The sequence below is a fragment of the Nigerium sp. genome, from assembly GCF_039811905.1.
Lineage (GTDB): Bacteria > Actinomycetota > Actinomycetes > Propionibacteriales > Propionibacteriaceae > Propioniciclava.
Genome location: NZ_JBDHZL010000029.1, coordinates 1 through 16,310, shown reverse-complemented (window position 1 = coordinate 16,310; position 16,310 = coordinate 1). Strand labels below are relative to the sequence as shown.

General features: G+C 72.9%; 13 protein-coding genes. 7 read left to right on the top strand and 6 right to left on the bottom strand.

The window, feature by feature from the left end:
* Nucleotides 1–96 precede the first annotated feature (96 nt).
* The 3 genes from WMJ97_RS07265 to WMJ97_RS07255 are packed head-to-tail and all read left to right on the top strand — an operon-like array spanning nucleotide 97 to nucleotide 4,005.
* Nucleotides 97–1,062, top strand: coding sequence for an iron-siderophore ABC transporter substrate-binding protein (locus WMJ97_RS07265; protein WP_347348318.1), 966 nt, complete (start codon nucleotides 97–99; stop codon nucleotides 1,060–1,062).
* Entirely contained in the window at nucleotides 1,037–3,139 is a 2,103-nt protein-coding gene (locus WMJ97_RS07260) for an iron ABC transporter permease (protein ID WP_347348317.1), read from the top strand. Before WMJ97_RS07265 ends, WMJ97_RS07260 begins: the two co-directional genes overlap by 26 nt.
* On the top strand, nucleotides 3,136–4,005 hold the full coding sequence (locus WMJ97_RS07255; RefSeq protein ID WP_347348316.1) for a siderophore-interacting protein: 870 nt from the start codon (nucleotides 3,136–3,138) through the stop codon (nucleotides 4,003–4,005). Before WMJ97_RS07260 ends, WMJ97_RS07255 begins: the two co-directional genes overlap by 4 nt.
* Nucleotides 4,006–4,018: 13 nt before the next feature.
* On the opposite strand, the gene WMJ97_RS07250 is transcribed toward WMJ97_RS07255, so the two are convergent.
* Both WMJ97_RS07250 and ppgK read right to left on the bottom strand, forming a co-directional pair.
* Nucleotides 4,019–5,053 carry a 2-dehydropantoate 2-reductase gene (locus tag WMJ97_RS07250; protein ID WP_347348315.1) on the bottom strand — a complete coding sequence of 345 codons (1,035 nt, stop codon included), beginning with the start codon at nucleotides 5,051–5,053 and terminating at the stop codon, nucleotides 4,019–4,021.
* A gap of 115 nt (nucleotides 5,054–5,168) precedes the next feature.
* The gene (ppgK, locus tag WMJ97_RS07245; RefSeq protein ID WP_347348314.1) at nucleotides 5,169–5,942 is read right to left on the bottom strand and encodes a polyphosphate--glucose phosphotransferase; all 774 of its coding nucleotides are present in this window, start codon (nucleotides 5,940–5,942) and stop codon (nucleotides 5,169–5,171) included.
* 124 nt (nucleotides 5,943–6,066) lie between these two features.
* Here ppgK and WMJ97_RS07240 point away from each other — a divergent pair, with 124 nt between their 5' ends.
* On the top strand, nucleotides 6,067–7,497 hold the full coding sequence (locus WMJ97_RS07240) for a sugar porter family MFS transporter (RefSeq protein ID WP_347348313.1): 1,431 nt from the start codon (nucleotides 6,067–6,069) through the stop codon (nucleotides 7,495–7,497).
* Between the two features lie 508 nt (nucleotides 7,498–8,005).
* Here the strand turns inward: WMJ97_RS07240 and WMJ97_RS07235 are convergent.
* From WMJ97_RS07235 to WMJ97_RS07220, 4 genes are all read right to left on the bottom strand, one after another.
* A complete protein-coding gene (locus WMJ97_RS07235) occupies nucleotides 8,006–8,716 on the bottom strand; it encodes an MOSC domain-containing protein (protein WP_347348312.1) in 711 nt (236 codons plus the stop codon).
* A gap of 71 nt (nucleotides 8,717–8,787) precedes the next feature.
* Nucleotides 8,788–10,110 (bottom strand): alcohol dehydrogenase catalytic domain-containing protein, encoded by a 1,323-nt coding sequence (locus WMJ97_RS07230; protein ID WP_347348311.1) that lies wholly within the window; start codon nucleotides 10,108–10,110, stop codon nucleotides 8,788–8,790.
* A gap of 1 nt (nucleotide 10,111) precedes the next feature.
* Entirely contained in the window at nucleotides 10,112–11,596 is a 1,485-nt protein-coding gene (locus WMJ97_RS07225) for a PTS mannitol transporter subunit IICB (RefSeq protein ID WP_347348310.1), read from the bottom strand.
* Nucleotides 11,593–12,435 carry a hypothetical protein gene (locus tag WMJ97_RS07220; protein WP_347348309.1) on the bottom strand — a complete coding sequence of 281 codons (843 nt, stop codon included), beginning with the start codon at nucleotides 12,433–12,435 and terminating at the stop codon, nucleotides 11,593–11,595. The genes WMJ97_RS07225 and WMJ97_RS07220 overlap by 4 nt, the downstream gene beginning before the upstream one ends.
* Nucleotides 12,436–12,521: 86 nt before the next feature.
* Between WMJ97_RS07220 and WMJ97_RS07215 the strand changes: the two genes are divergently transcribed.
* From WMJ97_RS07215 to WMJ97_RS07205, 3 genes are all read left to right on the top strand, one after another.
* On the top strand, nucleotides 12,522–13,502 hold the full coding sequence (locus WMJ97_RS07215) for a sugar-binding domain-containing protein (protein ID WP_347348308.1): 981 nt from the start codon (nucleotides 12,522–12,524) through the stop codon (nucleotides 13,500–13,502).
* 85 nt (nucleotides 13,503–13,587) lie between these two features.
* Nucleotides 13,588–16,011: a glycoside hydrolase family 3 C-terminal domain-containing protein gene (locus tag WMJ97_RS07210; protein ID WP_347348307.1), complete on the top strand. Its 2,424-nt coding sequence runs from the start codon at nucleotides 13,588–13,590 to the stop codon at nucleotides 16,009–16,011.
* An 84-nt stretch (nucleotides 16,012–16,095) separates the two neighbouring features.
* The coding region (locus tag WMJ97_RS07205; protein ID WP_347348306.1) for a YHS domain-containing protein at nucleotides 16,096–16,310 on the top strand (215 nt) is incomplete at its 3' end.

Genomic DNA, 16,310 nt, shown 5'->3' with positions numbered 1-16,310 from the left:
CCCGCGGCGTCCGGCCCGGCGGCGTCCTGCCCCGTTCGGGCCGGACGCCGCGCCATGCCCCCACCCATCCCTTGCACCACCGACCGAAGGACCACGATGAACCTCCGCACGATCCTGGCCGCCGTGGCCGCGCTGACGATGCTCGCCGGCTGCGGCACGACCGAACCGGCGGCCACGGACGCTCCGACCACCGGGGCGGCGTCGATCACCGTCACCGACTCCCGCGGCAAGCAGGTGACGCTGCCCGGGCCGGCGTCCCGCGTCGTCACGCTCGAGTGGGGCCAGACCGAGGACGCGGTGACGCTCGGCGTCCAGCCGGTCGGCGTAGCCGACCCCACCGGCTACGGCCACTGGGTCACCGCGGCGAAGCTCACGGGCTCCCCGGTCGACGTCGGGCTGCGCACCGAGCCGAGCCTCGAGTCGGTCGCCAAGGCCGACCCGGACCTGATCCTCGGCGTGGAGAACTCGATCCCCGCCGACGCGGTCGCGCAGATGGAACAGATCGCGCCCGTCGTCCTGCTGCGCTCCTCGGACGCCGCCCGCCCGCTGGGCCAGATGCGCGACAACGTCACGACGACGGGCAAGCTGCTCGGCAAGACCGCCGAGGCCGACCGTGTCCTGGCCGACCTGGACGCCAAGATCGCCCAGGGCAAGGCCGCGATCGCCGCGGCCAAGCCGGGCCCGTTCGCGCTGGCCTACATCAACGTGACCGGCAACAAGGCGGACTTCCGCATGCACGGCCCCCGCTCCCAGCCGGGCGCGCTCGCCGCGGAACTCGGCCTGACCAACGCGGTGACCGACGCCGGCGACGCGTCCTGGGGCCTCAGCTCGCTCGACGTGGAGGCGCTCACCAAGCTGCCCGCCGACACCGCGTTCTGGTACTGGACGACCGACACGGTCGCCGACCCCGTGACGACCACGCTCGCCAAGAATGCGGTGTGGCAACGGCTTCCGTTCGTGACGGCGAAGCGCGTCGAGCCGATCGCCGGGGGCGTCTGGCTCTACGGCGGGCCGGCGTCCATGATGCAGCTCGTCGATGCGTACGTCGCCGCGGTCCGCTGAGCACCCGACGGTGAGGCGTCCGGGGGCGGCCGGGGCGGCCCGCCCCCGGACGACCACGCCCGCCGTGGTCGTCGTGCTCGCCGGGCTGGTCGCCGCGCTCGCGATGCTGGCGGTCGTCCACCTGGGCCAGGGGACGGCGGACGTCCGGCTGGGCGACGTGGTGACCGTGCTGCTCGGGCGGCCGGCGCCGGGGGCGTCCGAGGTCGTGCTCGCGTCGCGGCTGCCCCGGATGGAGGCGGGCGTCCTCGTGGGCCTCGCGCTCGGCGCGGCCGGCTGCGCACTGCAGGGGTTGGCACGCAACCCGCTGGCGTCCCCGGACACGCTCGCCGTGAACGCGGGCGCCTACCTCGCCCTCACGATCGTCGCGGCCTTCGGGCTCGCGCTCGGGCCGTTCGGCGGCACGGCGGTGGCCTTCGCCGGGGGCATCGTGGCCGCGCTCGCGGTCCTGGGGCTGGTCGGTCGCGACCCCGCACCGGCCCGGCTCGTGCTGGTCGGGACCGTGTTTTCGCTGGGCCTGGCCGCCGGGACGTCCGCGCTGCTGCTCGTCTTCAGTCAGGAGACCCAGGGCCTGTTCGCGTGGGGCGCCGGCTCGCTCTCCCAGCCCGGCGGGGACGCCATCGCGGCCCTCGCCGCCCCGATCCTGCTGGCGGTCGCGGTCACCGCCGCCCTCGGCCCGCGCCTCGACCTGCTCGGCCTCGGCGAGGACGCCGCCCGCAGCCTCGGCGTCCGGGTGGGCGCCGTGCGGGCGGGGGTCGTCGCGCTCGCGGTCCTGATGGCGGCGGCGTCCGTCACGCTCGTGGGGCCGCTCGGGTTCGTGGGCCTGGCCGCGCCGGCGACGATCCGGCTGGCGGCCGGGCGTGTGCCGGGGCTCGCCCGTCACTCCGTGGCCGTGCCGGCGAGCGCCCTGTTCGGGGCCGTGCTCGTGCTCGCCGCCGACGTCGGGCTGCGCCTGGTGCTCACCGGAACCGACTCCCTCCAGGTGCCCACCGGCGTCGTCACGTCGCTGCTGGGCGCCATGTTCCTCGTCGCCCTGTCGCAGGGCATGCGCACCGGCCGCGCGGACGCCTCGCCGGCGTCCGTGGGCGCCGGACGCCGCCGTCCGGCCGGCGCGCTCCTCGCGCTGGCCGCCGCGGCGGTCGCGTGCCTCGGCGTGCTGGGACTGCTGGCCGGCGACGGCTGGCTGCTGCTGGGCGACCTGGGCAACTGGGTGCGCGGCGTGGCGTCCCGCAGGATCGACCTGATGCTGGACGCCCGCCTCCCCCGCGTGCTCGCCGCGGCCCTCGCGGGGGCCGCCCTCGCGATCGCGGGCGCGCTCACCCAGGCGGTGACACGCAACCCGCTGGCCGACCCCGGCGTCCTCGGGGTATCCGCCGGCGCCGGGGCGGGCGCGCTCGTCGCCATCGTCTTCGCTCCGGGGTCCGGCTTCGCCGGCATCACCGCCGGCGCCCTCGCCGGGGCGCTGACGGCGTCCGGGTTCGTCTTCGGGCTCGCCGCCCGCGGCGGTTTCGAGCCGACGCGCCTCGTGCTGGTCGGGATCGGGATCGCCACCGCCGCCACCGCCGTCACCACGATGCTCGTCGTCGGCACCGACCCCTGGAACCAGGCCAAGGCCATCACCTGGCTCGGCGGCTCGACGTACGGAGCCGCGCTGCCCCGGCTCGCCCCGCTGGCCGTCGTCCTCGGGGTGGGGGCGGCAGCGACCCTCGCGCTGGCCCGCCGCCTCGACCTGCTGCAGCTGGACGCAGACACCCCGCGGCTGCTGTCGGTGCCGGTCGGCCGGACACGGCTGGCCGGCCTCGCCACGGCAGTCGCCCTCACGACGGCGGCGACGACCGGGGTCGGCGTCATCGGGTTCGTCGGCCTCGTCGCGCCGCACGCCGCGCGGCTGCTCGTCGGCCCGCGGCACCGCGTCCTGCTGCCGCTGGCCGCCCTGATCGGCGCCGCTTTGGTGCTCGTCAGTGACATCGCGGGGCGTTCGCTGCTCGCCCCCGCGCAACTCCCCGTCGGCCTGGTGTGCTCGCTGGTCGGCGCCCCCTATTTCATCAGCCTGCTCTGGAAGATGAGGTCCGTTCGATGACCATTCCCTACCGGCCCTTCGCCACGACCCTGGCCCGACGAGAACGGGTGGGGGCGTCGTTCGTCCGGCTGACGCTGACCGGCGACCTCGCCGACGTGGGCACCACCCTGCTCGACCAGCGGGTGAAGCTCGTGCTCGGGCGTCCGGAGGCGCTTGCGAGGGTCGCCGTCGCGGGCGGCGACTGGTACGCCGCCTGGCTCGACCTGCCCGAGGCCGACCGGCCCGCACTGCGGACGTACACGCTGAGCGCGGCACGTCCGGACGCCGGCGAGGTCGACCTCGACATCGTCGCCCACGGCGCTCCTGACCCGGGGTCCGACCCGGGGTCCGACCCGGCCGCCGACACGGGCCCAGGCGTCCGCTTCGCGCTCGAGGCCCAGCCCGGGACGCCGGTCCTGCTGGTCGCCCCCGATCGGACGCGCGCCGGCCACGACGCCGTCGGGCTGGCCTGGCGGCCCGGGGACGCCCGCGACCTGCTGCTGGTCGCCGACGAGACCGCCCTGCCGGCGGTGGCGAACATCGCGCGGACACTCCCCCCGGACGCCCGCGGCCGCATCGTCGTGGAGGTGCCCACCGCCGCGGACGCCCGCGATCTGGGCGCGCCCGAGGGCGTCGAGCTCACGTGGTGCGACCGGGAATCGGGAGACTCCGCCCTCGACCACCTCCCCTTCGGCGCGGCCGACGCGGAGGCGTCCGAGGGGCTGCTGTGGCAGGAGGGCGACGGCACCGGCGCCCGCTACGGCTGGGTCGCCGGCGAGGCCGGCTGGGTGCGGCGGATCCGCGCTGGTGCGCGGGCCGCCGGCGTCCCGCGGGGGCAACTGGCCTTCATGGGCTACTGGCGGCGGGGTGTGGCCGAGGGCGCGTGAGACGCCCGGCGGATCAGGCCAAGCGCCTCAGCAGGGCGTCCGGGTTGTGCCGGAACTCTTCGATGTCGAGCTCGCCGTGGCTGAGCGCCTCGAGGGTCTCGGTGAGCACGGCGTTCACCGGCGCCTCGACGCCCACCTCCGCTCCGTGCCGGACGACGGCCCCGTTCAGCCAATTCACCTCGGTGCGCCCGCGGCCGGCGTGGAGGTCGATGTGGAAGCTCGGCATCTTGTCGCCGCGCCCGTGCCCGAGGGCGCGGGTGAGCACCGGCTGGACGATCGCCCGCGGCAGGCGCTCGACCGCGAGGGCGAGCGCGCGGACCGGGGTGCCGGGGAGGTCGACGGGCCGGTGGTCACGGGCCCGCATCACGGCGAGGCACTCGCGCAGCACGGCGATCTCGACCTCGTAGAGCCGCCGGTCGGCGAACAGCGCCCCCACCGGCATGTCGAGGATCGCCGACGTCGCGTTGCCCGTCAGGTTCGTGAACAGCTTCGACCACTTCATGCCGCGCGCATCGTGGAACAACTTGGCCCCCAGCCGGGCATCGTTCAGGGCGCCGACGATCATCTCCGACAGCGGCGACCCGAGCGCGATGCCGATGCCGCGCCGCTTCTCCTCGATGACCTCCCCGATGCCCGGCTTGCCGATCGCGCTCGTCACCGTGCCGGAGATCACGCGGTCGGCCCCGAGGCGCTCCGCGATGAGAATCTCGTTGTCGACGCCGTTCTGCAGCGACAGCAGGGGCGGCACCTCGCCGCCCGCGGACGCCGACGCGACGAGATCGTCCAGCACGCCGGCCGTGTCGAAGGATTTCAGCGCCAGGACGCCCGCGTCGTACGGGCCCGCGGCCAGGGCGTCCGCGGTCGACGTGTACAACTGGACGTGCCGCACCGCCGTCGTGGTGCCGCCCATGTGCAATCGGAGGCCCTGCCGGGCGATCACGTCGGCCGGCCCGGGCTGCTCGATGTAACCCACCGCGTGGCCGTGGCTCGCGAGAGCCCCGCCCACGTACGTGCCGATGGCGCCGGCGCCCACGAACAAGAACCTCATCGCACTCTCCTATCGCCGGGAGAATATCAACGAGGATCGGCCCTCGAGAGCCAGCGCGGCAACGGCCCGACGACCGACGCCCCGTCGGGTGAGTTCGGACGCCGGGCCGGGCCCCCTACGCGACGCCGTCGGCCGCCGGGTCGGCGGCCAGAGCCGCGGCACCCGCGATGCCGGCGCCGTTGAGCAACACGGCCGGGACGATCGGCGTCCGCAGCGAGAGGCGCGGCAGGAACTTCTCAGACTTGCGCGACACCCCGCCGCCCACGATGAACAGGTCGGGCCAGAGCAGGTTCTCCAACGTGGAGTAGTAGCGCTGCAGTCGCTTCGCCCAATCCTTGTAGTTCAGGCCCTCCCGCTCCCGGGCGCTCGCCGCCGCGCGCGTCTCGGCGTCGTGGCCGTCGATCTCGAGGTGGCCCAGCTCCGCGTTCGGGATGAGGACGCCGTTGTACGTCAGCGCGATGCCGATGCCGGTGCCCAGCGTCGTGGTGATGACGAGGCCGTCGTGGTCCTTGCCGGCTCCCCAGCGGGTTTCGGCGACGCCCGCGGCGTCCGCGTCGTTGACGAGCGTGCAGGGACGCCCGAGCGCCTCGGAGAAGATCTTCTCGCCCTTGGCGTCGATCCAGGATTTGTCGATGTTGGCCGCGGTGCGCACGACGCCGTGCTGGACGACGCCGGGGATCGTCACCCCGACCGGGGCGTCGTCGGGCAGCGCGCCCGAGACCTGCCGGGCGATCTCGGCGACGATCTCCGCGACGGCCGTCGGGGTCGACTTCGCCGGCGTCAGGATCTTGACCCGCTCGGTGATCATCTGGCCCGTGGTCAGGTCGATCGGCGCCCCCTTGATGCCGGACCCGCCGATGTCGATGCCCAGTGCAACGTGTGCGGTCATGCGAACCCCCTCGTTCCTTAGCCCGAACCAGGCACGGTCCGAACTGTGAGTGTTATGTTGCTATCTTCCACCGTCGGGGTCCACCCCGGCAACCAGGGGTTCCCAGAAAAGAGGAGGGCCACCCATGAGCGAGCACGGTCCCACGCCCGAGGTCGAGTCGATCGACGACGGCTCGGCGGGCGAACAAACCAAGGGCGCGATCCGCATCTCCGTCGTCGCGGCGTTGGGCGGCTTCCTGTTCGGCTACGACAGCGCCGTGATCAACGGCGCCGTCGCGGCCATCGAGCGGCAGTTCCAGGTCGAACCAGCGTTGCTGGGCTTCGCCGTCGCGTCCGCTTTGCTGGGCGCCGCCGCGGGCGCGATGACGGCCGGCCGGGTGGCCGACCGGTTCGGACGCCTGTCCGTCATGAAGCTGGCGGCCGTGCTCTTCTTCGTGAGCGCGTTCGGCGCCGGCCTTTCTCAGAGCGTCGGGATGCTGGTGGTTTTCCGCGTCATCGGCGGCCTGGGCGTCGGGTTCGCGTCCGTCATCGCGCCGGCCTACATCGCCGAGGTGGCGCCCGCGCGCATTCGCGGACGCCTCGGATCGCTGCAACAACTCGCGATCGTGACCGGCATCTTCACGTCGCTGATCGTGGACTTCATCCTGGCGATGGCCGCCGGAAGCTCCCACGACGTGCTGTGGCTAGGCATGGAGGCCTGGCGCTGGATGTTCATCGCCATGTTCATCCCGGCGGTGATCTACGGCGGGCTGGCCATGACGATCCCCGAGTCCCCGCGCTTCCTCGTCGGTGCCGGGCGCCACGACGAGGCCCGGAAGGTGCTGTCGACGCTGCTGCACCCGTCCAAGGTCGAGGCGACGATCGAGCGCATCGCGGCGAGCCTGAAGCGCGACACGAAGCCCTCCTACAAGGACCTGCGCGGCCCGGCCCTCGGCCTGCTGCCGATCGTGTGGGTCGGCATTCTGCTGTCGGTCTTCCAGCAGTTCGTCGGGATCAACGTGATCTTCTACTACTCCAACGTGCTGTGGGAGGCGGTGGGCTTCAGCGAGGCCGACTCGTTCCTGTTCACGGTGATCACGTCGGTGACGAACATCGTGACGACGCTGATCGCCATCGCGTCGATCGACAAGTTCGGCCGCAAGCCGCTGCTGCTGGTGGGGTCCACCGGCATGACGATCGCGCTCGGCGTGATGGCGTTCGTGTTCGGAACCGCTCCCGTGGTGAACGGCGTCCCGCAGCTCGGCGCGATGGGTCCGGTGGCCCTGGTCGCGGCGAACGTCTTTGTGGTCGCATTCGGCATGTCGTGGGGACCGGTCGTCTGGGTGCTGCTCGGCGAGACGTTCCCGAACAAGATCCGCGGCGCCGCCCTCTCGCTGGCCGCGGCCGCGCAGTGGGTCGCGAACTGGCTGATCACCGTGTCGTTCCCGTCGCTCAAGGACGTCTCCCTCGGCCTGGCGTACGGCTTCTACTTCGTGTGCGCGTTGCTGTCGTTGCTCTTCGTGTGGCGCTTAGTCCGGGAGACGAAGGGCATGGAGCTCGAGGAGATGAAGGGCTGACCCGGGGGCGTTTCTACCTGACGTTCTCCACACTCTGATGTGGAGAACGTCACACGCTCAGGGCTGGTCGGTGTGGCGTTTCCGCCCCCTCGGGGCGGGAACGCCACACGCTTCCCCAGCCCATGTCCGCGCGGCCTGGCTCTCAGGGGGCTGCGCCGCGTATGTCCCCTCGACGACGCCGGATTTCGTTCAGTGCCATCGCGGGACGCCGGGTGCGAACGCGGGACGCCGGGTGCGAACGCCGGACGCCCGCGGCGCGCGTGACGCCGGGTGCGCTCGCGTCCGGACGCCCGCTCTGCGGCGTCCCGGCGTCGGCGTCCCAGTGAATGGCCACCCGAACTCGCACGCCCGCGGGCCCGGACCGCCTATCACGACCGCCCCACGGGGCAGGACGGCCCACCGCAGGGAGTGGGGGACGCGCGACCCCGCGGCGGGCTACCCGTGTGACATTCTCCACACCAGAGTGTGGAGAATGTCAGGTAGAAACGCCCTCAGGGGGAAACGCCCCTCAGCCGTCGAGACGCGCGGAGGCGTCCTTCAGGGGGGCTTTGTCGAGACGCTCGATGAGCGTCCGGCGCCAGGACGCCGACAGCTCCGGGACGTCCGCCAGCTCGGCCGACCAGGCGCGCACCTCAGACGGCTCGCCCGGCAGCGTCCGGAACATCAGCCGCAGCGCGCGCTCGACGGTCCACACGGGCTGCACCCGATCGAGCAACCGGACGCGGTCCCCCGCCTCGATCGCTCCCGGCTCCAGCACGCGGTAGTACCAGCCGGTCCGCAGGGACTTCTGCACCATCCGCGACATGCCCGGCACCTCGAAGCGCAGGTTCAGCTTCCAGCAGGGCTGGCGACCCTGTGAGATCTGAAAGACCGCCGACCCGACGGACACCGTGTCGCCGATGCACACGTCGGCCTCCGTCACCCCGGACGTCGTCAGGTTCTCCCCGAACGCCCCGCGATGCTGCAGCAGCGGATGGTCGCCGAGTTGCTCGCGCCAGAAGGGGTAATGGTCGAACGCGTACTGCATGACGGCCTTGTCGACGCCCCCGTGGTTCTCGCGGTCGGCCTGCTCGTCGCCCGCCAACCCCTCGAGGCCCACCTGCACGGGCGCCGACACCACCTGCTTCGCGATGCCCGACTGCACCGGCCCGCGCCGCGGATCATCCGCCAGCAGGGACGCCTTCGCGGTCAACACGGCGTCAAGGTTCACGTCGAACATGTCCCCGATCGTAGCCCGGCCCGAGGCGCCCTCCCCTCGAGGCGCCTCGGGCGGGACAGCCGCCCCAGACGTCAGCGTCCGGACGCCGCCGGATCCAGCGCGTCGAGCAGAACGGCCTCGGCGTCCGCGTTCCACAGACCCTGGTGGCCGGCGCAGATCTCGGCGAGCCGCGCGAAGAGCGGGTCGTCCGCGCCGAGCGCCGCGAAGTCGTCGATCGCGGTCAGCGGGAGCGCGATGTGCGGGTAGATCAGCTTCTTGCCGCCCGGGATCTGCGGCAGTTGGACGACCGTCTCGGGCACCGCGTCCAGGCCGCCGATGTGGGTGACGAGCATGGACGGGTTGATGCGTCCGGAGGCGGACAGATCGAGCGACTCCTGCATGTCGGACGCCGACCCCCCGGACGTCCCGACGACGTGCGTCGACTCGTAGTGCACCCGGTAGAAGTTCAGCCCGGCGGTGAAGTCGCGGTCGGTCGGCCCGGCGAACAGGTTCAGGCAGCCGTCGCAGGCGAGCACGGCGTCTGCGGTCTCGACGAGCTCGCGGATCGGTGCGAAGACGAACACGTCGTCGTACCCCTCGCTCGCCGACCCCTCGGACGCCGCCCCCTCGGACGCCGCCCCCGGCTCCTCCGCGACCGCGCGCAGCGCGGCCGCGGCGTCCTGGCCAGGGGCGTCCGCGGTGTTCAGGTACACCAGCCGGACGCCCGCCTCGGACGCCCGCTCAGGCGGCACGAGCGCACGCGCCCGCTCGAGGCGGGCGGCGTCCACGTCGGTGACGACGACGAGCCTCGGCCGGTAGGGCCCCTCGAGCGCGTACTGGATCGCGCCGAGGCCCATCGGGCCGGCGGCGCCGAGCAGGGCGAGGCGTCCGCCGGGCTTAAGGCCCATCTGGTGCTCGTACACGAACTCGCGCGTGTGAAAGTTCGCGTGGAACGCCCCGATGACGCACATCATCGGCTCGGCGAGGGAGGCGTTCGCGAAATAGTCGCCGTCGTACGGCAGCACGCAGCCCAGGTCGATCGCCACCTTCGGCACGATCGTGTAGGTCGCGTCGCCGCCGTAGAACGGGTAGCTGTAGCCGGGCGATTCGCCGCCGGGCAGCCCCATCGCCGGCTGGATCGCGACGTGCTGCCCCACCGCGTAGCGGTCCGTCAGGTTCGCGCCCACCTCTTCGATGATGCCGGCGAACTCGTGGCCGGTCATCACCGGGTTGTCGGCGACGTCGTCGGGGACGCGCTTGTGCTCGGGCCCCAACGTCACCGCCTTGTACGTCGACAGGCACATGCTGCTGCTGACCACCTTGAGCAGCACCTCGTCGGGGGTGATGGGTGGGAGTTCGACGTCGTCGATCCGGACGTCTCCGCGCCCATGGATCCGTGCCGCGGACGTGCGCATGTCAGGCCTCCTCATCGTTCGGGGCCAGCTGCTGCAGCAGGCCCTCCAGGTTCGGGTCGTTCAGATAGTTGCCGATGGTGACCACCCGGACGCCGGGGCGGGCGGCCCGCGTCCGGTCGGCCAGGTTCTCGTGGACGACCACGACGTCCGCGTCGTCGGGGATGCCCTCGATCGCCGTGTTCGTCACCTCCAGGTCGTCCCGCCCGAGCGCGCCCGCCTTCTTGCGGAAGATGCTCGCCCCCATCGTGCTGCTCCCCATCCCCGCGTCGCACGCGAACACCACCTTGTGCACGGGTTCGTCGCTCGCGGGGGCCGGCGTTGCGGTCGCCGCACCAGCGGACGCCTCCCCGCCGAGCGCGCCGGCGAGTGCCTGCTTGCCCTCGTCTTTCATGGACGCCGACCGCGCCTGGAAGGTCTCCAGGCCGGCCTCCGGGCCGCCCGGACGCCGGGCGGCGTCCACCTTGAGGATCAGCGCGGTGACCAGGAAGCTGACGAGCGCCGCGACGGCGACGCCGGCGATGATGCCGAGATGGGAGCCCCGCGGGGTCAGCAGCATGTACGCGATGATCGAGCCCGGGCTCGGCCCGGCGACGAGCCCGACGCCGAACAGCATGAACGTGGCGATGCCGGACGCCGACCCGGCGATCATGCCGACGATCGTGATCGGCTTCATCAGCACGTACGGGAAGTAGATCTCGTGGATGCCGCCGAGGAAATGGATGATGATCGCGCCGGGCGCGCTGTCGCGCAGCTCCGTCGTCGCGCCGAACCGCCAGTAGGCGAGCAGCAGCCCGAGCCCGGCGCCGGGGTTGGAGGCGACGCAGAAGAAGATCGACCTGCCGGCCTCGGCGGCCTGCTGCATCCCGAGCGGGTAGTAGATGCCCTGGTCGATGACGTTGTTGAGGAACAAGACCTTCGCCGGCTCGTTCAGCACGGCCAGGATCGGCAGGAACCCGGTGCTCACCAGCGCCTCGATGCCGGCGCGCAGCACCCCGTTCGACGCGACGATCACCGGCCCGACGAACGCGTACGACAGCAGGCAGAGCGCCAGCCCGATGAGCCCGAGCGAGAAGTTGTTGACCACCATCTCGAAGCCGGGCCGGATGCGTCCGTGGAGCAGCCGGTCGAACCGCTTCACGAGCCAGGCGGCCAGCGGTCCCATGATCATCGCGCCGAGGAACATCGGGATCGAGGAGCCGACGATCAGGCCGATCGTCGCCGTCACGCCCGCGACGCCGCCCCGCTGCCCATGCACGAGCGTGCCGCCCGTGTACGCCAACAGCGAAGGCAGGATGTAGGTGATGATCGGGCTGACCAGCTGCGCGAACCCCTCGTTCGGGATCCAGCCGGTCGGGATGAACAGGGCCGTGATGAAGCCCCACGCGATGAACGCCCCCATGTTGGGGATCACCATCGCCGTCAAGAATCCTCCGAACGCCTGTACCCGCGCGCGTCCGGACGCCGTGGCCGGCGTCGCTGTCGTCATGCGTCTCTCCTGGTGGTCTCGTCGTCGAGTGTGGTCGTCTGGTCGTGCTGCGTCTGGTCGTGCTGCGTCTGGTCGTGCTGCGTCTCGTCGTGCAGCGTCCCGTCGGGCAGGGCCCGGAGGGTGATGTCGATCTGGCCGGTGACGCCGCCCAGGCAACGTGCGACGTTGCGGCGGTCGCTGGCCTCGTAGAACGCCTCGGCGTCGGCGCGCGAGAGCCCGCCCGCGACCTTGCGGCCGATCAGGCGCTCGCGCAGCAGACCCGCCGGGGCGTCCAGGAAGATGCGCAGCGCCGGCCAGCGGGCCAGGTCGCGCCAGCCGGGTTCGTCGAGCATGAGCCAGTTGCCCTCCACGAGCACGACGTCGCCCGTGACCGGGACCGCGTCGTCCACGACGTCGTGCAGCGTGCGGCTGTAGGCGGGCCAGGCCACGTCCTCGGTGGCGGTGCGGGCGAGGAACGCCTGGAACCGCCGGAGATCGAAGCTCTCGGGGGCGCCCTTGACGTCCGCGAGCCGGACGGCGCGGCCGCCGACCTGCGCGCAGTGGGTGTCGAGGTAGGACTGCCGGTGGTGGAACCCGTCGAGGCCCACGACGTCGAGCCGCAGCCCCTCCTCGGACGCCTCGTGCCGCGCCAACTCCGCAAGCGTCGATTTGCCCGTGCCGGGCGGGCCGGCCACGAACACGAAGGCCCGCCGATGGCCGGGGGCCGGCCGGAGGGCCCGCAGCGCCGGGAGCAGGCGCCGCCGGACGACCGCCTGCTCGGCGGGGACCTCGACGGTCAGGCCGTTGACGAGCAGGCGCCGGGTGGTGTCCTGCTGCTCGTTTGAGCTTCCGTTGCTCATGTGTGAGATCGTAAGGCGGGTCGGACGCCTCGTCAAGGGCCCCGCGCCCCCTATGCTGGCGCTCATCTGAGCACGAGGTGGGGGACATGGACGAGGCGACGGCGGAGCAGATCGGGGAGATCGCGCGGCTCTACTACCTGGAGGACCGCTCCAAGGTCGAGATCGGGCAGCGGTTCGGGCTGTCGCGCTTCAAGGTGGCGCGGCTGCTGGAGCAGGGCCGCCAGGAGGGCATCGTCCACATCGAGATCCGGGGCGGCAACGCGTACCAGGACCTGCTGTCGACGAGGCTGGCCACCCACCTGGGCCTCCGCTCATGCCTGGTCGTCGACAGCGGCGGCAGCGAGATCCAGATCCGGGAGCGCATCGCGCAGGCCGCGGCGGATCACGCGCGCACGCTCCTGGAGCCCGGGGACACCTTCGGGATCTCCTGGGGCCGCACCATGCGCGCCATCGGCGAGCGGCTCGTCGACCTGCCCCCGAGCCTCGCCGTCCAACTCACCGGGACGGTCGGCAACGACCCCAGCCAGTCCCCCGTCGAGGTGCTGCGCAGCATCACGGCCGACTCCAGCGTCCGGGCGCTCGCGATCTTCGCGCCGCTGTTCGCCGGGTCGGCGCAGGCGGCGTCCGTCCTGCGGGCCGACCCGGCGATCGCGTCCACGCTCGCCCACTTCCCCGAACTGAAGCTGGCGGTCATGTCGGTCGGCTCGTGGCGGCCCTCGATCACGCAGTTGCGGCACTTTCTCTCAGACGCCGACGTCGCGCACCTCGACGAGGAGAACGCCCAGGCCGAGCTACTCGGCATCTTCCTGGACGCCGACGGTCGCGTCATCGACGGCGACCTGGCCGACCGCCGGATCTCGGCGTCCGCGGACGACCTGCTGCGGATCCCGCACGTGATCGCCGCCGCGGGCGGCGTCCAACGGGCGCCGGCGATTGCAGCCGCGGCGCGCTCGGGGCTACTGACCACGCTCGTGACCGACGACCAGGCCGCCCTCGCCCTGCTGGAGCTCGCGCCGGTCGAGCAGCCCGCGCTGCGGCACGCGGGGTTGGGTGACGCGGCGTCCTGACGAATCGAATCGCTCCCCCGTTCGATTTCGTCGGAGCCGTGTGTTTGAATGGGGTGACCCGCGAGGCAGGCAGAAGGAGTCGACGATGACCGCCACCCACCCCTACGACGATCTGATCGCCCAGCTCTCCGTCGAGCAGAAGGTGCGGCTGCTCACCGGCGAGACCGCGTTCACGCTCTGGGCCGAGCCCGAGATCGGGCTGGGCGCCCTGGCGTTCTCCGACGGCCCGACGGGCGTGCGCGGGCTCAAGTTCACCGGGGGCGAGCGCGTCGCGCTGTTCCCGAACGCGACGGTGCTCGCGTCGTCGTGGGATGCCGAGGTGCTGCGCGAGGTCGGCGGGCTGCTGGCGGCGGAGGCGCGGCGGCAAGACGTCAACGTCGTGCTGGGCCCGACCGTCAACCTGCACCGCTCCCCGCTCGGCGGGCGGCTGTTCGAGCAGTACTCCGAAGACCCGCTGCTGACGGGCGTGCTGGCCGCGGCCTACGTGCAGGGGCTGCAGGCGTCCGGGGTGGGGGCCTGCCTGAAACACCTGGTGGCGAACGAATCGGAGACCGAGCGGCGGTCGGTGGATTCGGCGCTGTCCGAGGCGGCGCTGCGCGAGGTGTACCTGCTGCCGTTCGAGATCGCGATCGAAGACGCGGATCCGTGGACGCTGATGGCGGCCTACAACAAGGTCAACGGAGTCCCGGCCACCGAGCAGGGCCACGTGCAGAACGAGGTCGTGAAGGGCGAGTGGGGGTGGGAGGGGCTGATCATGTCGGACTGGAGCGCGGCGACGCGCACCGTCGAGACCGCCGTGGGCGGCCTCGACCTCGTCATGCCGGGCCCGGGAGGCCCGTGGGAGGGCCACCTGGTGTCGGCCGTCCACGAGGGGCGGGTGCCCCTGGAGATGCTCGACGACAAGGTGCGACGCCTCCTCCGGCTCGCCGACCGCACAGGCAGGCTGGGCGAGGGGTCCGGGCCCGAGCGGGGCGAGGTGCCGGCGGTGGACTCGGCCGTGCGGGTCGAGCAACTGACGCGGTTGGCGTCCCGGGGCATGACGCTGCTGAGCAACGTCGGGGGCGTGCTGCCGCTGCGTCCGGAGCAGCGGGTGGCGCTGATCGGGCGTCCGGCCGTGACGACGGCGTGCATGGGCGGCGGGTCGGCGCACGTGAACGCGCCGTACGAGGTGTCGATCGCCGACGGGCTGTCGGCCCTGCACGAGAACCTCACGGTGGCCGACGGCGTCGAGATCCGCACCCGGGGGGTGGCCGCCCGGCCGGGTTTCGTCGTCGACCCGGCCACCGGCGAGCCGGGGCTCGAGATCACGCTGCTCGACGCCGACGGCGTCGAGCTGGAGACCAGGCACGGCGCCGAGACCGCGGCCAGCCTCGGCTGGGAGGACGGGACGCCGCGGCCGGTCGCCGCGGCCGTCCTGCGCGGGCGCGTGGAGACCGGCGGCCGCCTGGAGGTCGGGGTGATCGGGGTGGGCCGGTGGACGGTCGCGCTCGGCCCGGTCGAGGGCGAGCAGTACCTGGGCGTCCCGGGCGGCGACCCGGGGGCGGCGCTCCTGACGCCGCCGTCCTGGCGCGCCGAGGGCGAGGTCGAGCCGGGCACGGTGCTGCAGGCCCGCGTCGACCTGGCGCCCGACGACGAGGGCGCGACCGTCCCGGGCATCCGGGGGCTCATCGCGCGGCCGGCGCCGCGTCCGACGGCAGAGGTCATCGCCGAGGCCGCCGAGGCGGCGGCGGACGCCGACGTCGCGGTCGTCGTGGTCGGGCTGACCGAGGAGCAGGAGACGGAGGCCGCCGACAAGGAGACGCTGCGGCTCCCCGGGGAGCAGGACGCGCTGGTGAACGCCGTCGTCGACGCGGCCAAGCGCACGGTCGTCGTGGTGAACGCGGCGACGCCGGTGCTCATGCCGTGGGCCGAGCGGGTCGACGCCGTCCTCGTGATCGGGCTGCCCGGCCAGGAAGGCGGCCACGCCGTCGCGAAGGTGCTGCTGGGCGAACTGGAGCCGACCGGCCGGCTGGTCACCACGTGGCCGGTCGCCGACGGCGCGACGCCGGGGTGGAACGTGGCGCCCGTCGAGGGGCGCCTGGAGTACCGCGAGGGCACGTACGTCGGCTACCGCGGGCACTTCCCGTTCGGGCACGCCCCCGAGCCGGCGGCCTGGCTGGGCGAGGGCCTGGGGTACACGACGTGGGCGTACTCGAACGCGTTCGTCGAGGAGGGCCCGGCGGCCCCCGTCGCGCACGTCACGCTGCGCAACACGGGCAAGCGCGACTCGCGCGAGGTGGTCCAGGTGTACTACCGGCCCGAGGAGCCCGATCAGCCGGTGCGCCTGGCCGGGTTCCTGAACGTGGCGGTCGCCGCGGGCGAGCGCGTCGAGGTGGCGGTGCCCTGCGATCCGCGCGTGTGGCAGCGGTGGGACGAGGAGTCCGGCGGGTGGGCGTCGCTGTCCGGGAAGGGCGAACTGCTGATCGCCCGCGGGCTGGGCGACATCCGGGCGCGGCTGACGCTGGGGTAGCCGCGGCGGGGCCCCGACGCACGCGCCCTCCTGGGAGGGCGGCGTCCTGGTTGGGCATATACCCCTCGGGGGTATGCTGGAGGCATGAACGAGTTCCCCAAAACCTCCACGCGCGTGACCGATCCGGTGTGCGGCATGGCGGTGGACCCGGGCGAAACCGAGTTCCACGCCACGCACGACGGCGTCGAGTACCACTTCTGCTCCGCCGGCTGCCGCGACCGATTCGTCGCCGACCCCGCGTCCTTCACCGGGCACCCGCAGCCCGGCGACCACACGGCCCACCACCAGCACGACCACCA